At 68.3% G+C, this 25,697-nt stretch carries 25 protein-coding genes; 11 read left to right on the plus strand and 14 right to left on the minus strand.

Annotated features, from left to right (window positions below):
* Positions 1-40 precede the first annotated feature (40 nt).
* The 4 genes from ACU5AP_RS05250 to ACU5AP_RS05265 form a co-directional block, all read right to left on the minus strand.
* Complete coding sequence (locus ACU5AP_RS05250) at positions 41-1,357, minus strand: amidohydrolase (RefSeq protein ID WP_128718741.1); 1,317 nt, start codon at positions 1,355-1,357, stop codon at positions 41-43.
* Positions 1,358-1,506: 149 nt separating this feature from the next.
* Positions 1,507-4,806, minus strand: coding sequence for a carbamoyl-phosphate synthase large subunit (gene carB, locus ACU5AP_RS05255; RefSeq protein WP_446680888.1), 3,300 nt, complete (start codon positions 4,804-4,806; stop codon positions 1,507-1,509).
* Positions 4,807-4,817: 11 nt separating this feature from the next.
* Positions 4,818-5,138, minus strand: coding sequence for a ribonuclease E inhibitor RraB (locus ACU5AP_RS05260; RefSeq protein WP_003166071.1), 321 nt, complete (start codon positions 5,136-5,138; stop codon positions 4,818-4,820).
* Positions 5,139-5,283: 145 nt separating this feature from the next.
* Positions 5,284-5,985 (minus strand): HAD family hydrolase, encoded by a 702-nt coding sequence (locus tag ACU5AP_RS05265; RefSeq protein WP_446680889.1) that lies wholly within the window; start codon positions 5,983-5,985, stop codon positions 5,284-5,286.
* A 266-nt stretch (positions 5,986-6,251) separates the two neighbouring features.
* Between ACU5AP_RS05265 and ACU5AP_RS05270 the strand changes: the two genes are divergently transcribed.
* The 3 genes from ACU5AP_RS05270 (at position 6,252) to ACU5AP_RS05280 (ending at position 9,773) form a co-directional block, all read left to right on the plus strand.
* Complete coding sequence (locus ACU5AP_RS05270) at positions 6,252-7,559, plus strand: amino acid permease (protein ID WP_446680890.1); 1,308 nt, start codon at positions 6,252-6,254, stop codon at positions 7,557-7,559.
* 87 nt (positions 7,560-7,646) lie between these two features.
* Positions 7,647-8,807: a glutamine-hydrolyzing carbamoyl-phosphate synthase small subunit gene (gene carA / locus ACU5AP_RS05275; protein ID WP_128718737.1), complete on the plus strand. Its 1,161-nt coding sequence runs from the start codon at positions 7,647-7,649 to the stop codon at positions 8,805-8,807.
* Positions 8,808-9,773: a hypothetical protein gene (locus tag ACU5AP_RS05280; protein ID WP_128718736.1), complete on the plus strand. Its 966-nt coding sequence runs from the start codon at positions 8,808-8,810 to the stop codon at positions 9,771-9,773.
* Between the two features lie 3 nt (positions 9,774-9,776).
* Here the strand turns inward: ACU5AP_RS05280 and ACU5AP_RS05285 are convergent, their stop codons facing one another.
* Together ACU5AP_RS05285 and ACU5AP_RS05290 are read right to left on the minus strand one after the other, a co-directional pair.
* A complete protein-coding gene (locus ACU5AP_RS05285; protein ID WP_128718735.1) occupies positions 9,777-10,052 on the minus strand; it encodes a hypothetical protein in 276 nt (91 codons plus the stop codon).
* Positions 10,053-10,222: 170 nt separating this feature from the next.
* The gene (locus tag ACU5AP_RS05290) at positions 10,223-11,428 is read right to left on the minus strand and encodes a patatin-like phospholipase family protein (protein ID WP_128718734.1); all 1,206 of its coding nucleotides are present in this window, start codon (positions 11,426-11,428) and stop codon (positions 10,223-10,225) included.
* A 173-nt stretch (positions 11,429-11,601) separates the two neighbouring features.
* Here ACU5AP_RS05290 and dnaG point away from each other — a divergent pair, with 173 nt between their 5' ends.
* Positions 11,602-13,482: a DNA primase gene (dnaG, locus tag ACU5AP_RS05295; RefSeq protein WP_046652194.1), complete on the plus strand. Its 1,881-nt coding sequence runs from the start codon at positions 11,602-11,604 to the stop codon at positions 13,480-13,482.
* Between the two features lie 74 nt (positions 13,483-13,556).
* A complete protein-coding gene (rpoD, locus tag ACU5AP_RS05300; protein ID WP_003166061.1) occupies positions 13,557-15,479 on the plus strand; it encodes an RNA polymerase sigma factor RpoD in 1,923 nt (640 codons plus the stop codon).
* 100 nt (positions 15,480-15,579) lie between these two features.
* Here the strand turns inward: rpoD and ACU5AP_RS05305 are convergent, their stop codons facing one another.
* The 4 genes from ACU5AP_RS05305 to ACU5AP_RS05320 form a co-directional block, all read right to left on the minus strand.
* Positions 15,580-15,933, minus strand: coding sequence for a DUF1428 domain-containing protein (locus tag ACU5AP_RS05305; protein WP_003166060.1), 354 nt, complete (start codon positions 15,931-15,933; stop codon positions 15,580-15,582).
* A 136-nt stretch (positions 15,934-16,069) separates the two neighbouring features.
* Positions 16,070-16,561, minus strand: coding sequence for a VOC family protein (locus tag ACU5AP_RS05310; RefSeq protein ID WP_446680891.1), 492 nt, complete (start codon positions 16,559-16,561; stop codon positions 16,070-16,072).
* Complete coding sequence (locus tag ACU5AP_RS05315) at positions 16,558-17,034, minus strand: SRPBCC family protein (protein ID WP_286951302.1); 477 nt, start codon at positions 17,032-17,034, stop codon at positions 16,558-16,560. Before ACU5AP_RS05315 ends, ACU5AP_RS05310 begins: the two co-directional genes overlap by 4 nt.
* Before the next feature lie 3 nt (positions 17,035-17,037).
* Positions 17,038-17,571 (minus strand): VOC family protein, encoded by a 534-nt coding sequence (locus ACU5AP_RS05320; RefSeq protein WP_446680892.1) that lies wholly within the window; start codon positions 17,569-17,571, stop codon positions 17,038-17,040.
* 2 nt (positions 17,572-17,573) lie between these two features.
* Between ACU5AP_RS05320 and ACU5AP_RS05325 the strand changes: the two genes are divergently transcribed.
* Positions 17,574-18,263: a winged helix-turn-helix transcriptional regulator gene (locus tag ACU5AP_RS05325; protein ID WP_446680893.1), complete on the plus strand. Its 690-nt coding sequence runs from the start codon at positions 17,574-17,576 to the stop codon at positions 18,261-18,263.
* A 4-nt stretch (positions 18,264-18,267) separates the two neighbouring features.
* Here the strand turns inward: ACU5AP_RS05325 and ACU5AP_RS05330 are convergent, their stop codons facing one another.
* Positions 18,268-18,480, minus strand: a complete 213-nt coding sequence (locus ACU5AP_RS05330) for a hypothetical protein (RefSeq protein WP_003166055.1) — start codon at positions 18,478-18,480, stop codon at positions 18,268-18,270.
* 226 nt (positions 18,481-18,706) lie between these two features.
* Here ACU5AP_RS05330 and ACU5AP_RS05335 point away from each other — a divergent pair, with 226 nt between their 5' ends.
* Together ACU5AP_RS05335 and ACU5AP_RS05340 are read left to right on the plus strand one after the other, a co-directional pair.
* Positions 18,707-20,713, plus strand: a complete 2,007-nt coding sequence (locus ACU5AP_RS05335) for a DEAD/DEAH box helicase (RefSeq protein ID WP_446680894.1) — start codon at positions 18,707-18,709, stop codon at positions 20,711-20,713.
* A gap of 64 nt (positions 20,714-20,777) precedes the next feature.
* A complete protein-coding gene (locus ACU5AP_RS05340; RefSeq protein ID WP_312053484.1) occupies positions 20,778-21,098 on the plus strand; it encodes an Mpo1-like protein in 321 nt (106 codons plus the stop codon).
* 249 nt (positions 21,099-21,347) lie between these two features.
* On the opposite strand, the gene ACU5AP_RS05345 is transcribed toward ACU5AP_RS05340, so the two are convergent.
* Positions 21,348-21,911, minus strand: coding sequence for a 3D domain-containing protein (locus ACU5AP_RS05345; RefSeq protein WP_313416200.1), 564 nt, complete (start codon positions 21,909-21,911; stop codon positions 21,348-21,350).
* Positions 21,912-22,305: 394 nt separating this feature from the next.
* Here ACU5AP_RS05345 and ACU5AP_RS05350 point away from each other — a divergent pair, with 394 nt between their 5' ends.
* The 3 genes from ACU5AP_RS05350 (at position 22,306) to ACU5AP_RS05360 (ending at position 24,608) form a co-directional block, all read left to right on the plus strand.
* Positions 22,306-23,337: a S1/P1 Nuclease gene (locus tag ACU5AP_RS05350; protein WP_312295011.1), complete on the plus strand. Its 1,032-nt coding sequence runs from the start codon at positions 22,306-22,308 to the stop codon at positions 23,335-23,337.
* A gap of 165 nt (positions 23,338-23,502) precedes the next feature.
* Complete coding sequence (locus tag ACU5AP_RS05355; RefSeq protein ID WP_446680895.1) at positions 23,503-24,288, plus strand: RNA methyltransferase; 786 nt, start codon at positions 23,503-23,505, stop codon at positions 24,286-24,288.
* Positions 24,285-24,608 (plus strand): YnfA family protein, encoded by a 324-nt coding sequence (locus ACU5AP_RS05360; protein WP_312053559.1) that lies wholly within the window; start codon positions 24,285-24,287, stop codon positions 24,606-24,608. The genes ACU5AP_RS05355 and ACU5AP_RS05360 overlap by 4 nt, the downstream gene beginning before the upstream one ends.
* On the opposite strand, the gene ACU5AP_RS05365 is transcribed toward ACU5AP_RS05360, so the two are convergent.
* Positions 24,605-25,306 carry an NAD-dependent deacylase gene (locus ACU5AP_RS05365; RefSeq protein ID WP_446680896.1) on the minus strand — a complete coding sequence of 234 codons (702 nt, stop codon included), beginning with the start codon at positions 25,304-25,306 and terminating at the stop codon, positions 24,605-24,607. The genes ACU5AP_RS05360 and ACU5AP_RS05365 overlap by 4 nt on opposite strands.
* The gene (locus tag ACU5AP_RS05370) at positions 25,303-25,695 is read right to left on the minus strand and encodes a hypothetical protein (RefSeq protein WP_446680897.1); all 393 of its coding nucleotides are present in this window, start codon (positions 25,693-25,695) and stop codon (positions 25,303-25,305) included. Before ACU5AP_RS05370 ends, ACU5AP_RS05365 begins: the two co-directional genes overlap by 4 nt.
* Positions 25,696-25,697 lie beyond the last annotated feature (2 nt).

The following is a 25,697-nucleotide window of genomic DNA, read 5'->3' on the forward strand; positions in this document are numbered from 1 at the left end:
GAGGAACGGCTGCGGCGCCGCCGGGTTCAGCGCCCCTCGCCTAACGCTTGGGCATCAGGGCCTCGGCGGCCAGGACCGAGCCTTCGACGCCCAGGGTCACGGCGGGTTCGGGCGTGATGCGGAACAGGGGCGAGTGGTGGCCGGGGGCGTCGTCCACCTGTGCGGGCGGGGTGCCGCCGACGCTGAAGTAGACGCCCTTCACTCCGCTTTCGGGGGTGACGAAATAGGCGAAATCCTCGGCGCCCATGCCGCCGCGCGGCTTGTCGATCAGCACGTCGTCGCCCAGACCCGCGGTCAGGGCGACGCGCACGCGGGTGGCGGTCTCGGCGTCGTTGATGGTCGGCGGGGTGTTCTCAAGGGGCGAACGCACCACGGTCGGCAGCTTGTCGTCGGGCACGCCCAGGGCCAGGGCCGTGTTGCGGGCGATGCGGTCGATGCCGTCCAGCAGCTGGGCGCGCACCTCGGGGCTGTCGGCGCGGACGGTCAGCTGCAGGTCCACGCGGTCCGAGATGATGTTGTGCTTGATGCCACCCTTGATGGCGCCGACCGTGACCACGGCGCCCTCCAGCGGATTGGTCTCGCGGCTGCGCAGGGACTGCAGCGCCACCACGATGTGCGAGGCGACCAGGATGGGATCGACCCCCATGTGCGGCGAGGCGCCGTGCGTGCCGACGCCGTGGACGGCGATGTCCACGCTGTCCGAGCTGGAGGAGGTGATGCCCAGCGGCGCCTCGATCTTGCCGGTCGGGGTGTCGGCCGAGACGTGGAAGGCCAGGGCGTAGTCCGGCTTGGGGAAGCGGGAGTAGAGGCCGTCCTCGACCATGGCGCGGGCGCCGAAGATGCGCTCCTCGGCCGGCTGGGCGATCAGGACGAGGGTGCCGGACCAGTTGGCCTTGCGCGCCTGCATCTGGCGCGCGGTGCCGACCAGGGCGGTGATGTGCACGTCATGGCCGCAGGCGTGCATGACGGGCTTCTCCACGCCGTCGCTGTCGACCTGGCGGGCGGTGGAGGCGTTGGCGAGGCCCGACTTCTCCTCGACCGGCAGGCCGTCCATGTCGGCGCGGATCATGACCGTGGGGCCGGGGCCGTTGCGCAGGACGGCGACCACGCCCGTGCCGCCGACGCCGGTGGTCACGTCATAGTCCAGCGCGCGCAGCTCCTGCGCCATGCGGGCGGCGGTCTGGACTTCGAGGCCCGACAGTTCGGGGTTGCGGTGGAAGTGGTCGAACAGACTGGCCAGGTTGGCGTCGTAGTCCGCCTTGACCGCCGCTTTCAGCCCCGCGTCCTGGGCGATGGCGGGCGCGGCACCGGCCGCTAGAACGGCGGCCAGGATAGCGGTGAGCGTGGTCTTCTTCATGATGGCGTCCCCTCCAATGTCACGCACGACCTTAGCCGCTGGTGGGGATGGGGCAACCGGGGAAGGGGTGATGGCGGCGCCTAGGCGGGGCACGAAAAAGCCCCCGGCGAGCGGTCGCCAGGGGCCTTTGTTCAGCTCGAAGCCTGATCTCAGTTGTAGGACTGGATCGGGCGGACATCCATTTCGCCGTGGCGGACGGCGGCGATGGCCTGGGCGGCGGCAAGCGAGCCGGACGCCGTGGTGTAGTAGGGGATCTTCATCATCAGCGCCGTGCGGCGGATCGAGAAGCTGTCGGCCAGGGCCTGCTTGCCGTCCGTGGTGTTGAAGACCAGCTGGACCTCGCCGTTCTTCATGGCGTCGACGATGTTCGGACGGCCTTCCAGCACCTTCTTGACCAGACCGACCTCAAGGCCCTGTTCGGTCAGGTAGCTGTGAGTGCCGCCGGTGGCGATGACGGCGAAGCCTTGCGCCAGCAGCGTCTTCACCGCCTCGACGATGAAGAGCTTGTCGGCGTCGCGCACCGAGACGAAGGCCGTGCCCTCGGTCGGCAGGATGGTGCCGCCGCCGGTCTGGGACTTGGCGAAGGCGCGGGCGAAGGCGGGGGCCAGATCGGCCTCGCCCTCACGCTTCCAGTCCAGGCCCATGACCTCGCCGGTCGAACGCATTTCCGGGCCCAGGATGGTGTCGACCCCGGCGAAACGGGCGAAGGGGAAGACCGCTTCCTTGACCGCGATGTGGTCCAGTTCCTTGTCCACCAGGCCGAAGGACGACAGCGGCACCCCGGCCATGACCTTGGCGGCGATGGCGGCGACCGGCTGGCCGATGGTCTTGGCGACGAAGGGCGCCGTGCGGCTGGCGCGCGGGTTCACTTCGAGGACGAAGATGCGCGGGTTTTCGCTGTGCGGCTCTTCGATGGCGAACTGCACGTTCATCAGGCCGCGCACCTTCAGGGCCTTGGCCATGGCGGTGGTCTGGCGCTTCAGCTCGGCCACCGTCTCGGGGCGCAGGGAGAAGGGCGGCATGGAGCAGGCGCTGTCGCCCGAGTGGACGCCGGCTTCCTCGATATGCTCCAGCACGCCGGCGACGAAGACGGTCTCGTCGTCGCACAGGGCGTCGACGTCCACCTCGGTGGCGCGGTTCAGATAGTGGTCGATCAGCACGGGGTCGTCGCCCGAGACGCGCATGGCCTCGCCGACGTAGCGGTCCAGACCTTCGCGGTCGTGGACGATCATCATGCCGCGGCCGCCCAGGACGTAGGACGGGCGCAGGACGACCGGATAGCCGACCTCCTCGGCCTTGATCGCGGCTTCCTCGGCCGAGCGGGCCAGGGCGTTGGGCGGCTGTTGCAGGCCGATGGCCTGAAGCATCTGCTGGAAGCGCTCGCGGTCCTCGGCCAGGTCGATGCTGTCGACGCTGGTGCCCAGGATCGGCACGCCGTCTTCCTGAAGCGCATGGGCCAGCTTCAGCGGGGTCTGGCCGCCGAACTGGACGACGACGCCCAGCAGCTCGCCCTTGGAGCGTTCGACGTCGATCAGCTCCAGCACGTCTTCGGCCGTCAGCGGCTCGAAATACAGGCGGTCGGAGGTGTCGTAGTCGGTCGAGACCGTCTCGGGGTTGCAGTTGACCATGATGCTCTCGACGCCGATGTCGTCGAAGGCGAAGGCCGCGTGGCAGCAGCAGTAGTCGAACTCGATGCCCTGACCGATGCGGTTCGGACCGCCGCCCAGGATGACGGCCTTCTTGCGGTCCGACACTTCGGCTTCGCAGGCCGGGATCTGACCAAGCGCGCCGGTCTCATAGGTCGAATACATATAGGCGGTGGCGCTGGCGAACTCGGCGGCGCAGGTGTCGATGCGCTTGAACACCGGGCGCACGGCCAGCGCGCGGCGGGCCTTGCGGACCTCGCCCTCGGTCTTGCCGGTCAGGGCGCCCAGACGGGCGTCGGAGAAGCCCTTGGCCTTCAGCTTGCGGAAATCGGTCGCGTCCGTGGGCAGGCCCTGAACGCGGACGTGGCCCTCGGTGCGGATCAGGTCGGCGATCTGGCGCAGGAACCACGGCTCATAGGCGCAGGCGGCCTGAACTTCTTCCACCGTCAGGCCGTGGCGGAAGGCCTGGGCGATGACGCGGATGCGGTCCGGCGTCGGCAGGCCCAGGGCGCGGATGACGGCGGCCTTGATCGCGGCGTCGTCCTCAGCCCCGGCCACGCCGTCGATCTCGATGTCGTCGAAGCCGTTGAGGCCCGTCTCCAGCCCGCGCAGGGCCTTCTGCATGGATTCCTGGAAGGTGCGGCCGATGGCCATGACCTCGCCGACCGACTTCATCGCCGTGGTCAGCGACGGCTCGGAGCCCGGATATTTTTCGAAGGCGAAGCGCGGGATCTTGGTGACGACATAGTCGATGGCCGGCTCGAAGCTGGCCGGGGTGACCATGGTGATGTCGTTCTTCAGCTCGTCCAGCGTATAGCCGACGGCCAGTTTGGCGGCGATCTTGGCGATCGGGAAGCCGGTGGCCTTGGACGCCAGCGCCGAGGAGCGCGACACGCGCGGGTTCATTTCGATGACGACCAGACGGCCGTCCTTGGGGTTGACCGCGAACTGGACGTTCGAGCCGCCCGTCTCGACCCCGATCTCGCGCAGCACGGCGATCGAGGCCGCGCGCATCATCTGATATTCCTTGTCCGTCAGCGTCATGGCCGGGGCGACGGTGATGCTGTCGCCGGTGTGGACGCCCATCGGGTCGATGTTTTCGATCGAGCAGATGATGATGCAGTTGTCCGCATGATCGCGGACGACCTCCATCTCATATTCCTTCCAGCCCAGCACCGACTCTTCGATCAGCACTTCGGTGGTCGGCGACAGGTCCAGGCCCCGCTCCACGATCTCGTGGAATTCCTCGACGTTGTAGGCGATGCCGCCGCCGGTGCCGGCCAGCGTGAACGACGGGCGGATGATGGCGGGCAGGCCGACGAAGGCCAGGGCGTCGTCGGCTTCCTCGATATGGTGGATGGCGCGCGAGCGGGGCGATTCCAGGCCCAGCTTGTCCATCGCGTCGCGGAACTTCTGACGGTCCTCGGCCTTGTCGATGACCTCGGCCTTGGCGCCGATCATCTCGACGCCGTGACGGGCCAGGGCGCCCGAGGCGTTCAGGGCCAGCGCCGTGTTCAGCGCCGTCTGGCCGCCCATGGTGGGCAGCAGGGCGTCCGGCTTCTCCTTGGCGATGATCTTCTCGACCATCTCGGGGGTGATCGGCTCGATATAGGTGGCGTCGGCCACCTCCGGGTCGGTCATGATGGTGGCGGGGTTCGAGTTGACCAGGATGACCCGGTAGCCCTCGGCCTTCAGCGCCTTACAGGCCTGAACGCCGGAATAGTCGAACTCGCACGCCTGGCCGATGACGATCGGACCGGCGCCGATGATCAGGATGGACTGGATGTCTGTGCGCTTGGGCATCGGCGTTCGTCTCAGTTCGTCACGACCGCGCACTCCCAGCCGTCGTAGTCGAGCTGGAAGGCCGCGGCCCAGGTTTGCATCATGGCCGACACGGGCGAAAACGACGCCTCGTCGACCGGCATGGTGGTCTCCAGGACGGTCATGTCGCCCTGGCCCCGCGTCAGGAAGCCCGCACGGCGGGCCACCTCGCACAGGTCGCCGTGCGCCTCTTCCTCGCCGTAGAAGTAGAACAGCGTATGGCGCGGGGTGATCCCGCTGTCGCCTTGCTCTGCGAGCGCGGCGCGCACCATGGCGTCCTTTTCTTCGTGGCTGGTCAGGGCGGCGGTCTCCACGCGCGCAGACGGACGGGCGCGAGCGCGCTCGCGGCCGATCCGTTCAGGTTGTCGGTTAAGCGGCCCGTTTAGAGAGGGAGGGGCCGGGGGGCAAGGGCCAGAATGGGGCGGGCGCGATTTCTTGGGGAGCCCGCCCCGCCGACTCCTATTTGTCGTCGATCGCGGCGATCCAGTCGGGCAGTTCGGCAATGCGGCTGAGGCTGACGTAGCGGGCGTTGCCCTCCGGCGCGTCGGCCAGTTCGTGGGCCCAGGTGATGTGGTAGGGGATGTGCGCCGCCCAGGCGCCGGCCTCGATGGCGGGCAGGACGTCGGACTTCATGGAATTGCCGGCCATCACCGCCTCGGCCGCGCCCGAGCCGTGGCGGGCGAAGACGCGGTCATAGGTCGAGCGGTCCTTCTCCGACACGATCTCGACGGCGGCGAACAACTCGCCCAGGCCCGAGGCCGCCAGCTTGCGCTCCTGGTCCATCAGGTCGCCCTTGGTCACGAGCACGAGGCGGTAGCTCTCGGCCAGTTCGGCCAGGGTCTCGTCGACGCCGGGCAGGGTCTCGACCGGGTGGACCAGCATCTCGCGACCGGCGGCCAGGATCTCGCGCACGATGTGGGGCGGGGCCGAGCCGTCGCACAGCTCCATCGCCGTCTCCAGCATCGACAGGGTGAAGCCCTTCACGCCGTAGCCGTAGAGCCGCAGGTTGCGCCGCTCGACCTGGGCCAGGCGGTCCATCATCACCGGCTCTTCGGCGTGGTCGGCCAGCAGTTCGGCGAAGCGCTTCTGGCTCAGGCGGAAGATGGTCTCATTGTGCCAGAGGGTGTCGTCGGCATCGAGGCCGACCGTGGTGACGGGCATGGGCGAACTCCAGAATTTCGGCGGGGGATTAGCACGCCTTGGAGCAATCGACTCCGTCATCCTCCGGCGAGCATCGCGAGACCGGGGGATCCAGCGGCGCCGGAGGCGATCTTCACTGCAAGCGCTGAGCGCGGGGTTTTCGCCCTGACAGGCGCCGCTGGGTTCCCCGGTCTGCGCCGCTTCGCGGCTGGCCGGAGAATGACGGAGGAAACAGAGGCCGCAATCTTCATGGCGACGGCTGCGACATTTCGGTCTATGCGGCGAGCATGAGCCAAGTCGACATCCTGCCTGAACCCTCGCACCGCATCGGCTGGGGCCTGGCCGCCCTGGTGGTGGCGGGGAACATGATCGGATCGGGCGTCTACCTGTTGCCCGCCACCCTGGCGCCGACCGGCAGCTCGAGCGTCATCGGCTGGCTCGTCTGCGGGATCGGAGCCGTGACCCTGGCGCTGGTGTTCGGCGGTCTGGGGCGGATGCAGCCGGAGGCCGACGGCCTGTCGGACTTCGCCCGGCGCGGTCTGGGGCGGTTCCTGGGCTATCAGACGGGGCTGGCCTATTGGGCCGCCTGCCTGACCGGCAACGTCGCCGTGGCGGTGGCGGGGACCGGCTATCTGGCCTTCTTCTTCCCAGCGCTGAAGGAGCCGATGTGGGGCGCCCTCAGCAATCTGGCGCTGATCTGGCTGACCACGGCGGCCTATGCGGCGGGGTCGAAGACGGCGGCGCGGTTCGGGGCGATCACCCTGGTGCTGGGGCTGATCCCGATCGGTCTGGCCATCATCGCCGGCGTCATCGCCTTCAGCGGCGAGACCTTCGCCGCCTCGTGGAGCCCGGCGGGCGAGCCGCTGATAAAGACGGTTCCGGCCTCGCTGGCCGTGATCTTCTGGGCCTTCCTGGGCGTCGAGAGCGCGGCGGCCCTGTCTAGCCAGGTGAAGAACCCGGCGACCGACGTGGGCCGCGCCTCGCTGGGCGGGGTGCTGCTAGCCTTCGTCGTCTATGTGGCGGCCAGCGTGGCGGTGTTCGGCGTCATCCCGGCCGACGTCCTGGCCCATTCGACCAGCCCCTACGCCGATCTGGTGGCGCGGGTGATGGGGGCCTCGGTGGCCGGTCTGGTGGCGGCCTGCGCCGTCATCAAGGCCACCGGCACCATCGCAGGCTGGACCATGATGGGGGGCGAGACGGCGCGCGCCTCGGCCGAGGCGGGGTGGCTGCCGCGCTGGTTCGGCGGGGCGCAGAAGGGCAAGACGCCCCTGTCCAACCCCCTGATCAACGGCGTCATCATGAGCGCCATGGTGATCGCCAGCGCCCAGCCGACCCTGGGCCAGCAGTTCGGCGTGCTGATCGGCGTGACCTCGGTGCTGACGCTGTGCCTGTACGCCCTGTGCTCGGTGACGCTGTGGAAGCTGACGACCAAGCCGGGCTGGCGTCTGCTGGCCGTCGGCGGGGCGGTGTTCTCGGCCTTTGCGGTCGCGGCGGCGGCGGGCGGCTACATCTGGCCCAGCGTCGGCTTTTTCGCCGCGACCAGCTTGGCCTGGCTGTGGGTTCGCAAGCGACAGGGACGCGCGCAGGGCGCATAGTCGAAAGCCTGTGTTGACACGCCCCCTTCATCTCTTTAGCGACGCCGCCGTTTGTCCGCCCGTATTCACTGCTAGGAGCCCTGCGCCATGACGACTCAAATCCTGTCCGGCGCCACCGGCGTCCTCGTGCTCGCAGATGGAACGGTCCTGTCGGGGATCGGCGTCGGCGCGACCGGCTCGGCCCTGGGCGAAGTGGTCTTCAACACCTCGATGACGGGCTATCAGGAAATCCTGACCGACCCTTCGTACATGAGCCAGATCCTGGCCTTCACCTTCCCGCACATCGGCAACGTCGGCATGAACCTGGAAGACATCGAGCAGATCGGCGAGGCGCCCGAGCGCGCGGCGCGCGGCGTCATCCTGCGCGACGTGCCGACCGATCCGGCCAACTGGCGCGCCTCGGGCGGGCTGGACGCCTGGATGAAGTCGCGCGGCGTCATCGGCCTGGCGGGCGTCGACACCCGCGCCCTGACCCAGCTGATCCGCGAGAAGGGCGCCCCGCACGCCGTCATCGCCCACGCCCCCGACGGCAAGTTCGACCTGGAGGCTCTGACGGCCCAGGCGCGCGACTGGAAGGGCCTGGTCGGCCTGGACCTGGCCAAGGACGCCTCGACCACCCAGGCCTTTGAATGGACCGAGGGCGCCTGGGAATGGCCGACCGGCTACGCCCAGCCCGAGGCCGGCGACACGTCGGTGGTGGTCGTCGACTACGGCGTGAAGCGCAACATCCTGCGCGCCCTGGCCTCGACCGGGGTGAAGATCACCGTGGTCCCCGCCTCGACCACGGCGGAAGAGATTCTGGCCCGCAACCCCGACGGCGTCGTCCTGTCGAACGGTCCGGGCGATCCGGCGGCGACCGGCGAGTACGCCGTGCCGGAAATCCGCAAGCTGCTGGACAGCGGCAAGCCGCTGATGGGCATCTGCCTGGGCCACCAGATGCTGGCCATCGCGCTCGGCGCCAAGACGCTGAAGATGGAGCAGGGCCACCACGGCGCCAACCACCCGGTCAAGGATCTGACCACGGGCAAGGTCGAGATCGTGTCGATGAACCACGAGTTCTCGGTCGACCGCGACAGCCTGCCCGAGGCCGTGGTTGAAACCCATGTGTCGCTGTTCGACGGGACCAATTGCGGGATTGCGCTGAAGGATAAACCCGTGTTCAGCGTGCAGCATCACCCGGAGGCCTCGTCGGGTCCGACCGACAGCCTCTATCTGTTCAAGCGTTTCGTGGATTCCATGAGGGCGTAAATGGGGGCTCCCGCAGCGAAGTCCGCTTATCTCGGCTGGGTTTCTGCTGCGATCGCAGGGGAGAGGGAGGCTTCTCCAGCCATTGCGGCGGCCGAACATGACCTGATCCTGGGCTACGCCACGGGGTATGAGGCCGCCGACGTGGCGGTCTTCGTGCGCTCGCTGCGCGCGGTCTACGCCGGGCCGGTGGTGCTGGTGACGGATCAGGAGCCTGCACTTCTGGCCTTTCTGGCCGAGCACGACGTGGCGTCGGTCCCGCCCGCCCGCCTGCCCGACGACGCTTGGCGGCCGCACCCGGTGATGCAGCGGTTCGCCGCCTTCGACAGGCTGATGAGCGAGCGGCCCTGGGCGCGCAGCGTGCTGATGACCGATGTGCGCGACGTGGTCTTCCAGGCGCCGCCCTTCGACCCGCCGCCGCTGAAGTCCGAGTTCTTCGTCGAGTATGACGGGGGGCTGAAGGGCCACGCCTTCAACATGAAACATCTGCGCGGCGTCGGCGGCGAGGACGTGGCGCGGGCGCTGGCCGACAAGCCGTGCGTCTGCGTCGGCACGGTGATGGGACCGCGCGAGAGCATGATCCGCTTCTGCCGCACCCTGCTGATGCTGGCGGCCATTCCTCGGTCCGAGATCGGCGGCGCCTTCGGGGCGGATCAGGCGGCCTGCAACATCGCCCTGCATCTGGGGCTGGTCGAGGGGGAGGCGTCGCCCAACTACGGCCGGATCGCCACGATCGGCCTGACCCCGAGCGCGGACCTGTCCCTGGCGGACGGGCGGATCGTCAACCCGGACGGGGGGATCAGCGCGATCGTGCACCAGTACGACCGCCACCCGGCCCTGATGGCCGCCATGCACGAACGCTGGGGGCGGGGCTTCGAGGTGCGCGAGCGGCGGCGGGGCAAGAGCCTGTCCGAGCGCGGGCGCAAGCTGAAGGAATCCCTGGCGCGGCGTCTGCCCGAACTGCGCTGAGGCTCAGGGCAGGGGCGCGGCCTCGGCGCGGCGCAGATCGGCCGCCTTGCCGACGGCGACGCAGGCGGCGTGCAGCCAGTAGTCGGCGTCCTCGTTGCGATTCTCCTGCCGACGCTGCCGGCCGCGCTGCCGCCTCAACGCGGCGTTGGCCAGCAGGCGGGCGTGAAGCGCACGCGGCTTGAGCGGGGGGACAGCGGGAGAGCCGGGGACGGCGACGGCGTCGGGGCCTTGGGGCTCCACCGCCGGGCGGGCGATGGCGATGAACATGCGAAAACCCATCTGGGACGGCGTCGGCCACGGTCTGCGGCGGCGTCGTCGGAACGGCCTCTGCTTCTCAGAGGCGCTGAAAGAATCCACAGAAGCTGTGGATAGTTCCGCTGTTATACGAAAAATATTGTTCGTAATCAGATGGTTGTTGTCGCAATCCGGTCAATATGGTTAATGAAATCCTAACCGCCGGGCGGGCCGATGACCACCCTGGGGGCCTGGTCCGTACGACGGCGGGGGCTGGGGCGCGCCTCTGACGGAGCGACGCGCCGCTCGAACGCGCGGCCGGCCATGGCCTGGGCCTCGCCCGCTTGGAACAGGGCGGTCATGTGGGCCTGGGTGAAGTCCAGGGTGTCAGCCTCGGCGTCGTCGGGAATGGCGGCGACCGACAGGGTCATGTTGTGACGGTGCGCGAACTGGGTGACGGCCGTCAGATCCGAGCGTTGCAGCGCCTTCATCATGGTGTCGAAGCTGCGCGCGGCGATGCTGACCGCCGAGATGCGCGCCACTTCGAAGCGAGGATCCCACTGGCCGTTGACGACGATCCAGATCCGGGCGTCGCCGAGGGGGCGGTTGGACGGGGTGTCGAGCAGCAGCGCCTGCGGCACGACCAGGAAGCTGGACACCGTGCCGCCGTCAACGTGCAACTCCTGAATGCGGCGGCCCTGATGCTCGACGTCCAGCAGGACGGGCGGGAAGGCGCCGGGGATGCTGGCCGAGGCGATCAGCACATTGACGAACAGCAGGCGCGAGGCCGGGTCGTCGCGCTGGGCGATGGCGCCCATGTCCCAGACGACCTGGGTCTGGGTGTCCAGGCTGGTGGTCGAGACATAGAGGCGGCGACCCTTGCTGTGTTCCTCGGCGATGGCCGCCAGCAGCTCGGGCGAGATGTTGTTGAGCACCAGATTGGTCAGGGGCTCGGGCTTGAACACGCCGGGCAGCAGCAGGGCGTAGAGGCCGCGCGACTTCAGCAGCTGGTCGGTCTGGCCGCTGGTGTAGGCGTGCTCCAGCGCCGGATCGAAACGCTGGCCCGCAAAGACGAAGGGCGCGATCAGGGCGCCGGTCGACACGCCGGTCACCACCTCGAAGTCGGGCCGGTTTCCGGCCTGGCTCCATCCGACCATGACGCCCGCGCCATAGGCCCCATTGGCCCCGCCGCCGGACAGGGCCAGGATGTCGAAGGCTCCGTCGTGGGCGGCGTTCTGGGCGTTGATCGTCTCGCGCACGAAGCGGGCGCGCTCGTCCTCGGTGCGGAAATCATAGCGCCAGGGCGGACTGGCGGCGGCCAGGTCGGCGGCGTCGAAGACCGGGCGCGGGATCGTCTGGCAGGCGCCGAGCGTCAGGAAGACGGCGGGCAGCAGCAGGATCAGCAGGCGAAGGTGGCGCATGATCGCAAGGGCTCCGGCAAGGCTGGGACGACTTAAAGCCCAGTCGTGCGACAGAAGGAAGTCAGGCGGTTGTCCCCGGACTTATCCCCAGGCGGCGTTTTGGCCGGGGGCCGTCGCGGCGGCGAGCGGGCGGGGGCTGGCCTTTGCCCGCCATCGGACGGCATAGGTCAGGCGTGCGATTTGACGAACGGTTCATCGAGGAGCTGAAGGCCCGCCTTCGGCCGTCCGACATCATCGGGCGGACGGTGAAGCTCAAGCGTCAGGGACGCGAGTTCGTCGGCCTGAGCCCCTTCTCGAAGGAGAAGTCGCCCAGCTTCTTCGTCAATGACGACAAGGGTTTCTTCCACGACTTCAGCTCGGGCAAGCACGGCGACGTCATTAGCTTCCTGCAGGAGACGGAGCGGCTCAGCTTCGTCGAGGCGGTCAGCCGCCTGGCGGGCGAGGCGGGGATGCAGTTGCCCGCCGAAGACCCCCAGGCCGCCGAGCGCGAACAGAAGCGTCAGGGCCTGGCCGACTGGATGGACCTGTCCCAGAAGTGGTTCGCCGCCAATCTGCGCCGCAGCGTCGGCAAGGCGGCGCGCGAATATCTGGAAAAGCGCGGCCTGCCGGAGGACCAGTGGGAGCGTTTCGGCCTGGGTTATGCGCCCAACGACCGCGAGGGGCTGAAGCAGGCGCTGGTCCAGCGCGGGGCCCGGCCGGGCGATCTGGTCGAGGCGGGGATGCTGATCGCGCCGGAAGGCGGGGGCCAGCCCTATGACCGCTTCCGCGACCGGCTGATGTTCCCGATCCTGGACGCGCGCGGGCGCATCGTCAGCTTCGGCGGCCGGGCGATGAACCCCGACGATCGGGCGAAGTATCTGAACGGGCCGGAGACCTCGCTGTTTCACAAGGGAGCGACCCTGTACGGCCTGCCGGAGGCGCGGCGGATCATGGGCGCCGAGAGCCGGGGCGAGCAGGGCATCATCGTCGTCGAAGGCTATATGGACGTCATCGCCTGCCAGCGGGCGGGCCTGCCTGCGGTCGCGCCGATGGGCACGGCCCTGACCGAGGAGCAGATGGAGCGTCTGTGGCGCGTCTCGGCCGAGCCGGTGCTGAGCTTCGATGGCGACGCGGCGGGCCTTCGCGCCGCCTATCGATCGATCGAGCGGGCGCTGCCGCTGTTGAAGCCGGGCAAGTCCTTCCGCTTCGCCCTGCTGGAGGGCGGGCAGGATCCGGACGACATCCTGCGCGATCGCGGGGCGCCCGCCCTGCGTCAGGCGATGGCGACGACCCGGCCCTTCGCCGAGGTGCTGTTCCGCCGCGAGGTGGAGGCCGAACCGCTGGACACGCCCGAACGCAAGGCGGGGCTGAAGGGGCGTCTGCGTCAGGCGGCCAACGCGGTGCAGGACAAGGATCTGGCCGAGCAATACAGGCGCGACCTGTTCGATCGCTTCGACGCCCTGTTCCCGCGTCAGCAACAGCAGCGGCCGCCGCAGTCGGGCGGACGGCCGGGGCCGGGCGGGCGTTGGCGCGGTCCGCCGCCCCTGCAGGGGCAGACGGTGGAGGGGGCGCAGGCCATGCAGGCCCTGTTCCGATCGGTCGAGCCGATCGCCGCCGCCCTGGCCCACGGCGCCATCGACGACCCGGAGCGGCTGGACGATCACATGGAGGCGGTGGCGCGCTACGGCTTCGGCGATCCGGCCCTGGACGGGCTGGCCCAGGAGCTGGTTCGACTGCGTTTCTCGGGCCGGACCCTTGACTCCGCCGCCCTGCGCCGCCATCTGGCCCAATCGGGTCATGATGCCTTGATGCACGAGGTCGAGAAGGCGGCGGCGAAGTCCGGCGCGCCATTCCTGGCTGCAGACAAGCCCCTCGGCGAGGCGAGGATCCGGTGGTCGCAAGCGTTCGACGCTCTGACCCGCGCAGCGGCGTTGGACGAGGCGCTGGCTTCAGCGAAGTCGGAGGCTCATCGGGCCTTCGATAACTCAGCTTTCGCCCTGGTGAAGGCTGAGCGCGATGCTTTGCGGCGAGCCATCAAGACCGGAACGATTTGGGAAGACGCGGCTTCTTCGTAACCAACGAAGTCGTCGGGCGTTGTATTTTCGCCGCAGGGGCCTGATCACCCTCCGTGGCCGTGGAGACAGACTGAATGAGCGCGCAGACCGAGACGCAGGACGCCGAAACCAACGCCGACGGGCCCCTGCTCGATCTCACCGACGCCGGGGTGAAGAAATTCATCCGCCAGGCGAAGACGCGCGGCTATGTGACGATGGAGGAGCTGAACAAGGTTCTGCCGTCCGAAGAAGTCACGCCGGACCAGATCGAAGACATCCTGGCCATGCTGTCGGAGATGGGCGTCAACGTCGTCGAAGCCGAAGAGGACGCCGCTGAGGCGACCGGCACCGACGTGGCCGCCGCCGCCGAGACCTCGGTCGCCGAAGCGCCCGCCAAGGCCGCCTATGACCGCACCGACGACCCGGTGCGGATGTATCTGCGCGAAATGGGCACGGTCGAGCTGCTGAGCCGCGAGGGCGAAATCGCCATCGCCAAGCGCATCGAGGCCGGCCGTGACGCCATGATCTCGGGCCTGTGCGAAAGCGCCCTGACCTTCGAGGCCATCATGGTCTGGCGCGAGGAGCTGGCCAACAACCGCATCCTGCTGCGCGAAGTGATCGACCTGGACGCCACCTACGGCATCCTGAATCCCTCGTCCCTGCCGCACAACCAGCCCGCCCCGGCCCAGCCGACCGGCGAGCCGGACGGCGACGGCGAAGAGGACGACGACGAGGACTTCGACGACGGCGGCGCCATGTCGATCTCGGCCCTGGAGGCCGAACTGCGCGACGGCGTCATGGAGGTGCTGGACGCCATCGCCGTCGACTTCGGCGAGTTCCGCAAGCTGCAGGACAAGCTGGTCGAGGCGCGCCTGAAGGGCGAAGTCCTGACCGCCAAGGACCAGAAGACCTATGAGGCTCTGACGGCGTCCATCTCGGACCGCCTGAAGACGATGAAGCTGAACAACGCCCGCATCGAGGCGCTGGTCGAACAGCTGTACGCCATCAACAAGCGCCTGATCGGCCAGGAAGGCCGCCTGCTGCGTCTGGCCGACGGCTACGGCATTTCGCGGCCCGAGTTCCTCAAGGCCTATTTCGGCTCGGAGATGGACCCGACCTGGGCCGAGCGCATCAAGGAGATGGGTGTCCGCTGGACCAAGTTCAGCGAGAATGAAGCCGCCCAGATCGACACGATCCGCACCCAGATCGCCGCCGTCGCCACCGAGGCGGGCGTGCCGATCGACGACTATCGCCGCATCGTCCAGATGGTGCAGAAGGGCGAGCGCGAGGCCCGTCAGGCCAAGAAGGAAATGGTCGAGGCCAACCTGCGCCTCGTGATCTCCATCGCCAAGAAATACACCAACCGCGGCCTGCAGTTCCTGGACCTGATCCAGGAGGGCAACATCGGCCTGATGAAGGCGGTCGACAAGTTCGAGTACCGCCGCGGCTACAAGTTCTCGACCTACGCCACCTGGTGGATCCGTCAGGCGATCACCCGCTCGATCGCCGACCAGGCGCGCACCATCCGCATCCCGGTGCACATGATCGAGACGATCAACAAGATCGTCCGCACCCAGCGCCAGATGCTGCACGAGATCGGCCGCGAGGCGACCCCGGAAGAGTTGGCCGAACGCCTGGCCATGCCGCTGGAGAAGGTCCGCAAGGTGCTGAAGATCGCCAAGGAGCCGATCTCGCTGGAAACCCCGATCGGCGACGAGGAAGACAGCCACCTGGGCGACTTCATCGAGGACAAGAACGCCGTCCTGCCGATCGACGCCGCCATCCAGTCGAACCTGCGCGAGACGACGACCCGCGTGCTGGCCTCGCTGACCCCGCGTGAAGAGCGCGTTCTGCGGATGCGCTTCGGCATCGGCATGAACACCGACCACACTCTGGAAGAGGTCGGCCAGCAGTTCTCAGTCACGCGCGAACGCATCCGTCAGATCGAGGCCAAGGCCCTGCGCAAGCTGAAGCACCCCTCGCGGTCGCGGAAGCTGCGGAGCTTCCTGGACAGCTGATCCGGGAAAATGATTGGAAAAGGGCGGCTCCGACGGGGCCGCCCTTTTTTATTGACGCGGTCTCTCTCCCGCATCGAGGGGGAGGGCCTTGGGCGGGGTTTTACTGCTTCTCGTCGAAGACGGTTTCGAAGCCGCCCCACATCATGCGCTTGCCGTCGAAGGGCATGTCCATGTTCGCCATGGCGGGGTCGTCCTGCATCTTGGCCCAGGCGTCGTCGGCGGTCTTCTTGTCGGGCCAGATCAGCCAGGAGAAGACGACGACCTCGCCGTCCTCCAGCTTCACCGACATGGGAAAGCTGGTGACCTTGCCGTCGGGCACGTCCACGCCCCAGTTCTCGACATGGGCCAGGGCGCCGTAGCCCTTGAACAGCGGCCAGGCGACACGGGCGGACTCGATGTAGCGGTCCTTGTTCTCGGTCTTCACGGGGGTCAGGAAGCCGGTGATGTAGCTCATCTTGGTTCTCCTTCGGAGGTTGGCCCCAATCGCTCGCCGCGCGGCGGCTCGCTGTTTGAGGGCAGGCGGATGGTCGGGGCGGGCAGGGTCGTCGTCTTGGTCGAAAGCGACAGATCGAACGGCTTAGCTTCTTGGCCTACCCGATCCTGTCAGCAGCGGCCTCGATGGCGGCGATGTCGATCTTGTGCATCGTCATCATGGCCTCGAAGGCGGCCTTGGCGCGGGCCGGGTCGGGGTCGTCGTAGAAGGCCATCAGGCGGCGCGGGGTGATCTGCCAGTTCACGCCCCAGCGGTCCTTGCACCAGCCGCAGGCGCTTTCGGCCCCGCCGTTTCCGACGATGGCGTCCCACAGGCGGTCGGTCTCGGCCTGGTCGTCGGTCATGATCATGAACGACACGGCCTCGGTCTGAGGAAAGATCGGGCCGCCGTTCAGGCCGACGTAGCGGCGCCCGGCCAGGGTGAACTCGACCACCAGTTCGGACCCTTCGGGGCTGGACGGATTGTCGGCGGGGCTGGCGACGACGCGGTCGATGCGGCTGTCGGGCAGGCCCAGCGAGACGTAGAACTCGGCCGCCTTCTTCGCCTGGCCGAGGTCGTACCAGATGCAGGGAATGATCTTGTCGCTCATGACGCGCTCTCCTGAGGGCTCAGGGTTTCAGCGACCTGGGCCAGTTGGTCGGCGGCGGCGCCCCAGCCGGGCTCGAAACCCATGTCGCGGTGGGCCTGCATGGCCTTTTCGTCCCAGTGGCGGGCGCGGGCGGTGTAGCGCGTGCCGTCGCCTTCGGGCTCGAAGGTGTCGATGCGGACGAAATTCATCTCGCCCGGCTGCGGAATCCAGCCTTCGGTGAAGGCGCCGGTCGTCACCAGGCGGCGGCCCGGCTCCACCTCCAGCACCACGCCGCGATACTCATGCCGCTCGCCCTCGGGCGACTGCATGACGACGTCGGCGCGGCCGCCGGGGCGCAGGTCATGGTCGACCGACACCGTGCTCCACGGGCGCGGGGTGAACCATTCGGTCGCGTGCCGGGTCCAGGCCCGCCACACCGTCTCGGGCGAGGCCTTGATGAAGCGGCTGACGCTGAGTTCGTAGAGGTCGCTCATGGCTCAACCCCCGCCGACCTGGGAGGCGAAGGCTTCCGGCCCCTGGGCGGCGGCTTCCGGGTCCATCCACATGACCTCCCAGATGTGGCCGTCGGGATCGGCGTAGCTGCGGCCGTACATGAAGCCGTAGTCCTGTCTGGCGTTGGGATCGGCCTGGCCGCCGGCGGCGGCGGCGCGATCGACCACGGCGTCGACGCCGTCGCGGCTGTCCTCCGACACGCAGATCAGCACCTGGGCCGTCTTCTTCGCGTCCGGAATGGCGCGGTCGGTGAAGGTCGCCCACTTCTCATGCGTCAGCAGCATGGCGTGGATGGTGTCGGAAAAGACCATGCAGGCCGCCGTCTCGTCCGAGAACAGCGGGTTCAGGGTCGCGCCGACCGCCTCATAGAAGGCGACGGAGCGCGGCAGATCGCGACCGGCAGGTTGATGAAGATCAGCTTGGGCATCGGCGGTGGTCCTCCCTTGCGCGGCCCTCCCTCCCCGGACGGCCTGCCCTATGATGTTGGTCGTTCTGCGCCTTGATGTTATGTTAGTCAACTATGAAGTTAGAAAAAGTAACTACTAAGTCCGAATCCCGATCCCGGCGCTATCACGACGCCTGCGGGGCGGCGCACGGGCTGGATCTGGTGGGCGAGCGGTGGGCCTTGCTGGTCATCAGAGAACTCATGATGGGGCCGCGTCGTTTCAGCGACCTGCGAAAAGACCTGTGCGGCCTGTCGGCCAATGTGCTGACTCAGCGGCTGGAGGGGCTGGAGGCCTCGGGCGTGGTCCGGCGCCGCAAGCTGCCGCCGCCCGCCTCGGTTCAGGTCTATGAGCTGACCGACTGGGGCTATGAGATCGAGCCGGTCTTCATGGTGCTGGGCCGCTGGGCCGCGCGCTCGCCTCAACACGACCCGACCCTGCCGATCAGCGCCGTCTCCATCATGCAGTCGTTCAAGACCATGTTCGATCCCGCCCGCGCGCAGGGCGCCGAGATGCGGTTGGGCTTTGTTCTGGGCGAGGACCGGATGGTCGTAAGCGTGGCGAGCGGCGTCATCGACGCCATGCGCGGCGAGGTCGAGGGCTGCGACGTCGTGGTGCGCGCCCCGGCCCAGGTCGTGGCCGCCGCCGTCTACGGCAAGGTTCGGCTAGAGGCGCTGGAAGGCGAGGGGGCGATGACGATCGAGGGCGACCGGGCGACGTTCGCGCGGTTCGTCGACTTCTTCCACCTGCCGGACAAGGCGGGATAGAGGCCTAGACCAGAATATCCAGCAGGGTTCCCGTCATCTCATCCGCCGTGCGGGCGACGGCGGCGTTGGCTGAGAACTCGCTCTTGGCGCGGATCTGCTCGACCGCCTCGACGGCGTAGTCGTCCATCCGGCCCGTGGCGACGCGGCGGGCGCTGTCCTCCAGCCGGGCCGAGGCGGCCTGCATCCCGGCGGCGGCGGTGCTGAGCGGCGAGATCATGGATGATCCTTCGGCGGACGGAGGTCTGAACCCGGCCAGCATCGCCCCTGCGTGGTCAACGCCCGATCAACGGACGTGGTGAACGGCGGTCGTTTTTGTGCGATTCGGCCCCACCCCGGCCCTTATTCGTGTATAGGGAGCGCCTTCCCCGACGCCCGGCAGGCTGCGACGCCTCGCCGGGCGCGGCCGTTTGACGGTCGCCTCGCATCTGAACTCCAGGCCTTTCATGCCCTTTCCTGCGATCCATCCCGCGCTTGACCGCGCCCTGCTGAACAAGGGCTATGCCGAGCCCACGCCGGTCCAGGCGGCCGTGCTGGAAGGCCATGGCGAGGCGGACCTGCTGGTTTCGGCCCAGACCGGATCGGGCAAGACGGTGGCCTTCGGTCTGGCGGCGGCGCCGACCCTGCTGGGCGAGGACGAACGGTTCGGTCAACCGGACACGCCGCTGATGCTGGCCATCGCCCCGACGCGCGAGCTGGCGCTGCAGGTCGCGGCGGAGCTGGAATGGCTGTACGCCGAGGCGGGCGCCAAGATCGTCACCTGCGTCGGCGGCATGGACGCCCGCAAGGAGGCGCGCGCCCTGAACTACGGCGCCCACGTCGTCGTCGGCACGCCGGGCCGTCTGAAGGACCATATCGATCGCGGGGCGCTGGACCTGTCGGCCGCCCGCGTCGTCGTGCTGGATGAAGCCGACGAAATGCTGGACATGGGCTTCCGCGAGGATCTGGAATACATCCTCGACCAGGCGCCGGAAGAGCGCCGCACCCTGCTGTTCTCGGCCACCATCGCCCGCGACATCGCGATCATGGCCAAGCGCTATCAGAAGGACGCGGTGCGCATCGACACGGTCGACCGCAGCCAGCCGCACAACGACATCGAATACCGCGCCCTGCGCATCGCCCCGAACGAGATCGAGCGCGCCGTGGTCAACGTCTTGCGCTATTTCGAGGCGCCGGGCGTGCTGGTCTTCTGCTCGACACGGGATTCGGTGCGTCATCTTCAGGCCTCGCTGGTCGAGCGCGGCTTCGCCTCGGTCGCCCTGTCGGGCGAGATGGGCCAGCGCGAGCGCAATGAGGCGCTGCAGGCGCTGCGCGATCGCCGCGCCCGCGTCTGCGTCGCCACCGACGTGGCCGCGCGCGGTCTGGACCTGCCCGATCTGGGCTTGGTGATCCACGCCGAGCTGCCGATCAACAAGGCGACCATGCTGCACCGCTCGGGCCGCACCGGCCGCGCGGGCAAGAAGGGGATTTCGGTCCTGCTGGTCCCGCACAGCCGTCGCCGCAAGGCCGAGATGCTGCTGGGCTCGGCCGGGGTCGAGGCCGTCTGGTCGGGCGCACCGACCGCCGATGAAATCCGCGCTCAGGACGAGCAGCGCCTGCTGGCCGCCCCCGTCTTCGCCGAGGAAGGCGCGGACGAGGACGCCGGTCTGGTCGAAAAGCTGGTCAAGGAGCGCACCCCGGATGATCTGGCGCGCGCCCTGCTGGTGCTGCTGCGCAAGAACCTGCCCGCGCCGGAAGACCTGACCGATCCGGGCGAGGGCCCGCAGCGCAAGCCGCGCAAGGATCGCGATGCGGCGGGCGGCGACGCCTACGCCCCCGCGCCGTGGCCGGGCGACCGGCTGCAGCCGGACGAAGTCAGCTGGTTCCGCCTGGACATCGGCCGCAACCGCAACGCCGATCCCAAGTGGCTGATCCCGCTGATCTGCCGCATCGGGGGCATCACCAAGCAGCAGATCGGCTCGATCCGCACCTTCCCCGAAGAGACGCGCTTCGAGGTCGCCTTGACCCACGCCGACGCCTTCCGCGCCGCGGCGGCCCAGAGCAAGGAAGAGGCCCGCATCACCCCGTCCGAGGCGCCGACGCCCGGTTCGATGAAGGGCGCGCGCAACCGCAATTTCGAGCGTGACGGCGAGGCCCGCCCCTACGCCAAGAAGCCCTTCCGTCGCGACGAGGACGGCCAGGGCCGCCCTCCGTTCAAGAAGAAGCCGTGGAGCCCGGACGGCGACGCGGGCCGCAGCGCCGATGGCGAGCGTCCCTTCAAGAAGAAGCCCTATGCGCCCCGCACCGATGCGGCGCCGGGCGAGGGCGGCTTCAGCAAGAAGCCGGGCTTCAAGGACAAGGGCGACAAGAAGCCCTTCACGCCCAAGGCGGGCTTCAAGGGCAAGCCGGACTTCAAGGGCGGCGGCAAGCCCTTCGCCAAGGGGCCGAAGAAGGCGGGCAAGCGCTTCGACTGACCTCTGATCCCTGATCGATGGTCTTTGGCTTGCCCCCGGCGCGATCCGGGGGCAGGCTGGGGTCATGAGCATCGAGCAGCCCCAAGGGCGGTACGCCTCGTTCGAGGCCTTCTACCCCTATTACATCCATGAGCACTCCAACCGGACGTGCCGTCGCATCCATGTGGTCGGGACGGGGCTGGTGATCGCGGCCTTCGTGGCCTTCTGCTTCACCCTGAATCCCTGGTGGCTGCTGGCCATGCCGCTGGTCGGCTACGGCTTCGCCTGGGTGGGGCATTTCTTCTTCGAGAAGAACCGGCCCGCGACGTTCAAATATCCGCTGTGGAGCCTGATGGGCGACTTCCGCCTGTTCTTCGAGACGGTCAGCGGCAAGCGGAAGTTCTGACTGACGCTTTCCTCCCCATGCAATGGGGAGGGGGACCGCGACCCGAAGGGCGGCGCGGAGCAGCCAAGCGGTGGAGGGGCCGGGACGGCGAGCCCTGTGCAGCCAGTCAGGTTTTAGGTCGCGGAACCAAGCAGACCCTCCGTCACGTCGCCTTCGGCGCCGCGCCACCTCCCCACTGCGTAGGGAGGAGAACGAAAAAGGGCGGCCGGATCGAACCGGCCGCCCTTTTTGTCGTCAGGCTGAAAGGCCTCAGTTCGAGGCGGTCTCCCACGCCGGGGGGCAGCCGTCGAAATCGCCTGCGTCAGCGATGGTCAGGGTCTTCATGTTCAGGCTCATGGCCGGGCGCATCGAGGCGCGGCCGTGGCCGGTGTAGAGGTCGATCTTGGCGCCCTTGATCGCGCCGCCGGTGTCGGAGGCGTACCAGTAGCCGTCGTGCACCGTGCCGTCGTTCATGCGCAGGCCGACCGTCTCGCGGATGAACAGCTTGGTGCGGCGCGGGATGACGCGCGGGTCGACCGCGACCGTGCGCATCGGAATCGGGCGGCAGCCCAGGGAATCGTTGCCGGTCGCTCCGCCGCCGCCGGCGTGATAGAGGCGGGCCGAGGCGCGCCAGTCGGGATCGCCGGCCATCAGTTCGAGCTGTTCGGCCGACAGGTCCGCCGTTTCGGCGGAGTCTATGGAACCGGGGGCCGTCGCGGCGGCTTCTACGACAGCGGCGTCGCGGGCGACGGCCGTTTCGTAAGGGACAGGCTCTCCGGACCCGGAGAAGGCCATGGTCCACAACATGGCAAGCGCGGCGGCCGTGCTCAACATCGTTCAAACTTCATGCAGCACCGGTCCCGACACGCTCCGGCAGGGCGGTTTCTGACGACGAATTGCGGCGTAATTGCGGCGAATGAGATCAGTCGCTGTATCGGTAGTGGATAAGGCGCAAATGGGGCCAGTCTATCGCCTTCCGGCGTCAGGCTATTGTGACTATAGGGTATAAGTATTGATCGATTTTAAGTTCTATACTGTCGTAGCCGTCTCCGCCGTTAACGACTTGATCGCGGGCGCTAACACTTTATTGGCAAGAAAAGCTGGCGCCGACGCCAAGATAACGGTGGCGTGATCGGCGCTGCTGCGGTCGTGAGCGGCGGGTGGAGCGGTGCGCGGGAATGGGATAAGCCGTCGTTTCCCTTTCTGAAATTTCCAACGGCGCCGTCTCATGAACCGACAAGTCAAACGCCTGATGATTTCCGCCGCGGCCCTGGTGCTGGTCGCGGCGCCCGCCGTTCAGGTCGAGGCCTGGGGCAGTTCGGGCCACCGGGTGATCGGCGTGGCGGCCATGCGGGCCCTGCCGGGCGATCTGCCCGCCTTCCTGCGCACGGCCGGGGCCGCGTCTGACGTCGGCGAATATTCGCGCGAGCCCGACCGTTGGAAGGGCGCGGGCCAGCCGCACGACCGCGAGCGCGACACCGCCCACTTCGTCGACATGGATGATGAGGGCCGGGTGATGGACGCGCGCGGCATGACGATGGCTGACCTGCCGCGCCTGAAGTCGGAATATGACGCCGCCCTGATCCGCGCCGGTCTGGACGTGGATAAGGCGGGCTACCTGCCCTACGCCATCATGGACGCCTGGCAGAATCTGGAGCGCGACTTCGCCTATTGGCGCGTGCTGACCGCCGCCGAGGCGCGCGAGCCGGATCTGGCCAAACAGGCCTGGTACCGCGCCGACCGCGAACGCCGCGAGCAGCTGATCCTGCGCGACATCGGGGTGCTGAGCCACTTCGTCGGCGATGCGTCCCAGCCGCACCACACGACCATCCACTTCAACGGCTGGGCGGGCGAGACCAACCCCGAGGGCTTCACCAAGTCGCGCCGCACCCACGGCGATTTCGAGGGCGCCTTCACCAGCCGGACCCTGCGTCTGGATGCGGTCGAGGCGGCCATGGCGCCCATGAACGTCGAAGGCTTCGACCTGCGCGCCCGCACGGCCTCGCATCTGAACGCCACCCTGACGACCGTCATTCCCTTCTATCGGATGGAGAAGGCGGGCGCGTTCAAGGACACGGACCCGCGCGGCGCGGTCTTCGTCAATGAGCGTCTGGCGGCCGGGGCGTCGGAGCTGCGCGACTTCGTATCGGCCGCCTGGCGCGTGTCGGCGAACAGCAGCATCGGCTGGCCGGCGGTGAAGGTCGCCGAGGTCGAGGCGGGCCGCGTCGACCCGTGGACCTCGATGGTCGGCGAGGACTGATTCTTCCTTCTCCCCCTGCGGGAGAAGGCGGGCCCGAAGGGCTCGGATGAGGGGTTTCTCGGGCTTTGACGGATGGGGAGGCGAGACCCCTCATCCGTCAGCCCTCGGGACAAGCCCGAGGACTGCCACCTTCTCCCGCAAGGGGAGAAGGACTATTGAGCGCCCATGACTGAACTCACCCCTCCCGTCGTCGTCCTCGACAAGTCGCAGATGGCCGACAACATCGGCGCGGTCGCCCGCGTCATGGCCAATTTCGGCCTGTCGAAGCTGCGGCTGGTCAGCCCGCGCGACGGCTGGCCTCAGGACCGCTCCTGGGCCACGGCGTCCGGCGCCGACTGGGTGCTGGACGGGGTCAAGGTGTTCGACAGCGTGGCCGAGGCTATCGCCGACCTGAACACCGTCTTCGCCACCACCGCCCGCCCGCGCGAGACGCGCCAGCCGGTTCGCACCCCGCGCGAGAGCGCGCGCATCCTGTATGACGACACGGCCTCGGGCCTGAAGACCGGCCTGCTGTTCGGCGGCGAGCGGGCGGGGCTGGAGACCGGCGACATCGCTCTGTGCGCCGGGATCACCACCATCCCGATCGACCCCAAGCACCATTCGCTGAATCTGGCGCAGGCGGTGGCGATCAACGCCTATGAGTGGCGCACCCTGATCCTGGACGCCCCACCGCCGCGCTTCCGCGAGGGCGAGCCGCCCGCGTCGAACGACCTCTTGCTGGGCATGTACGAGCATCTGGAGGCGGAGCTGGACAACGGCGGCTTCTTCTATCCGCCCGAGAAGAAGCGTTCGATGAGCCAGAATCTGCGCGTCATGCTGGGCCGCGCGGCCTTCACCGAGCAGGAGGTCGCCACCATGCGCGGCGCCATCCACGCCCTGGCCAAGGGGCGCGGCCGGGTGCTGGCGAAGCTGGCGGCGGAAAAGGCGGAGGCGGCGAAGAAGGATAAGTGAAACTCGTCCTTGTCTATCCCCTCGCGGCCCTCGCTGAGATCGGCGGCTGTTTCGCCTTCTGGGCCTGGCTGAAGCTGGACCGCTCGCCGTGGTGGCTGGCGCCGGGCGTGCTCTGTCTGATCGCCTTCGCGTGGCTGTTGACCATGGTTCCGGCCGAGACGGCGGGGCGAGCGTTCGCGGCTTATGGCGGGGTCTATATCGTGGCGTCGCTGGCGTGGATGGCGCTGGTCGAGAAGACGACGCCGGACCGCTGGGACGTCATCGGCGGCGCGGTCTGCCTGATCGGCGCGGCGATCATTCTGTTCGGGCCGAGGGCCTAAAGCGCGCCGAAGAAGGCGGGCACGGTCTCGCTGGCGGGGCCGTAGACGCCTTCGTCGAACAGGCCCGCGCCCTGCGTCGGCTCCAGATTGATCTCGACCGTCCGCGCCCCGGCCATGCGCGCCAGTTGGACTAAGCCCGCCGCCGGATAGACCGCGCCCGAGGTGCCGATGGAGACGAACAGGTCGCATCGCGCCAGCGCCGCCTCGATCCGCTCCATCTCCAGCGGGATTTCGCCGAACCAGACGATGTGCGGGCGCAAACGTCCTAGCGGGTGATGGGGCGAGGCGTGGCTAGCCTCCAGGTCTTCATGCCAGTCGCAGACGACGCCCGAGGCGGTGCAGCGCGCCTTCTTCAGCTCGCCGTGCATGTGGATCAGCTCGAAGCCCGGCGCGGGCGGCGTGTCCATGTGCGCGCGGTCGTGCAGGTCGTCGACGTTCTGCGTCACAAGCAGGAAATCGCTCGTCCATCGCGCCGCCAGATCGGCCAGCGCCCGGTGCGCGGCGTTGGGTTGGACGCCGGCCAGTTGGCGTCGTCGTTGGTTGTAGAAGTCCTGCACCAGGGCCGGGTCGGCGGCGAAGCCCTCGGGCGTGGCGACGGCCTCGACGCGATGCCCCTCCCACAGGCCGTCCGAGGCGCGGAAGGTGGGCACCCCGCTCTCAGCCGAGACGCCGGCGCCGGTCAGGATGACGAGGTTCATCGCTTGGATCTCCGCTTGCGTCGCTGGTGCGCCAGCAGGCTTTCTGAGGTAGCGTACTCAGGCGGCAACAGGAATTTGGCGCGCCGATCATAGTCGCGCGCGGACTTGATGCTGTCGGCCCGGATCAACCGCCAGGCCCGCCATCCTAGGAAGATCCCTGACGTCGCAGCCCACGGGAGGGCCAGCAGCCAAGCTGTCCATGGTAGAGGGATGAGGAGAAGATGAAAAAGAATGAGTGGGGCGAACGCCGCGAAAGGAATGGCGGCTATCAGATCATTGCGTCGAATATATAAAGGGCCGACCTCAATATGCTGTGCGGGGTTTGACAGCAGGGCGTCCACTCGACGGCGGAGTTTCAGATAGGCGGGACTCAGGCTCTTCATCACCATCA

This window comes from Brevundimonas sp. RM1 (assembly GCF_052907225.1).

Coding starts and splice junctions, on each gene's coding strand:
- carB (WP_446680888.1), bottom strand. CDS start 4,806: ATGCCCAAGCGCACAGACATCCAGTCCATCCTGATCATCGGCGCCGGT.
- ACU5AP_RS05290 (WP_128718734.1), bottom strand. CDS start 11,428: ATGCGCCACCTTCGCCTGCTGATCCTGCTGCTGCCCGCCGTCTTCCTG.
- ACU5AP_RS05325 (WP_446680893.1), top strand. CDS start 17,574: ATGAAGTTAGAAAAAGTAACTACTAAGTCCGAATCCCGATCCCGGCGC.
- ACU5AP_RS05340 (WP_312053484.1), top strand. CDS start 20,778: ATGAGCATCGAGCAGCCCCAAGGGCGGTACGCCTCGTTCGAGGCCTTC.
- ACU5AP_RS05345 (WP_313416200.1), bottom strand. CDS start 21,911: ATGTTGAGCACGGCCGCCGCGCTTGCCATGTTGTGGACCATGGCCTTC.
- ACU5AP_RS05355 (WP_446680895.1), top strand. CDS start 23,503: ATGACTGAACTCACCCCTCCCGTCGTCGTCCTCGACAAGTCGCAGATG.
- ACU5AP_RS05285 (WP_128718735.1), bottom strand. CDS start 10,052: ATGGGTTTTCGCATGTTCATCGCCATCGCCCGCCCGGCGGTGGAGCCC.
- ACU5AP_RS05265 (WP_446680889.1), bottom strand. CDS start 5,985: ATGCCCGTCACCACGGTCGGCCTCGATGCCGACGACACCCTCTGGCAC.
- rpoD (WP_003166061.1), top strand. CDS start 13,557: ATGAGCGCGCAGACCGAGACGCAGGACGCCGAAACCAACGCCGACGGG.
- ACU5AP_RS05330 (WP_003166055.1), bottom strand. CDS start 18,480: ATGATCTCGCCGCTCAGCACCGCCGCCGCCGGGATGCAGGCCGCCTCG.
- ACU5AP_RS05270 (WP_446680890.1), top strand. CDS start 6,252: ATGAGCCAAGTCGACATCCTGCCTGAACCCTCGCACCGCATCGGCTGG.
- ACU5AP_RS05365 (WP_446680896.1), bottom strand. CDS start 25,306: ATGAACCTCGTCATCCTGACCGGCGCCGGCGTCTCGGCTGAGAGCGGG.
- ACU5AP_RS05370 (WP_446680897.1), bottom strand. CDS start 25,695: ATGGTGATGAAGAGCCTGAGTCCCGCCTATCTGAAACTCCGCCGTCGA.
- carA (WP_128718737.1), top strand. CDS start 7,647: ATGACGACTCAAATCCTGTCCGGCGCCACCGGCGTCCTCGTGCTCGCA.
- ACU5AP_RS05315 (WP_286951302.1), bottom strand. CDS start 17,034: ATGAGCGACCTCTACGAACTCAGCGTCAGCCGCTTCATCAAGGCCTCG.
- ACU5AP_RS05335 (WP_446680894.1), top strand. CDS start 18,707: ATGCCCTTTCCTGCGATCCATCCCGCGCTTGACCGCGCCCTGCTGAAC.
- ACU5AP_RS05250 (WP_128718741.1), bottom strand. CDS start 1,357: ATGAAGAAGACCACGCTCACCGCTATCCTGGCCGCCGTTCTAGCGGCC.
- ACU5AP_RS05350 (WP_312295011.1), top strand. CDS start 22,306: ATGAACCGACAAGTCAAACGCCTGATGATTTCCGCCGCGGCCCTGGTG.
- ACU5AP_RS05310 (WP_446680891.1), bottom strand. CDS start 16,561: ATGAGCGACAAGATCATTCCCTGCATCTGGTACGACCTCGGCCAGGCG.
- ACU5AP_RS05280 (WP_128718736.1), top strand. CDS start 8,808: ATGGGGGCTCCCGCAGCGAAGTCCGCTTATCTCGGCTGGGTTTCTGCT.
- ACU5AP_RS05305 (WP_003166060.1), bottom strand. CDS start 15,933: ATGAGCTACATCACCGGCTTCCTGACCCCCGTGAAGACCGAGAACAAG.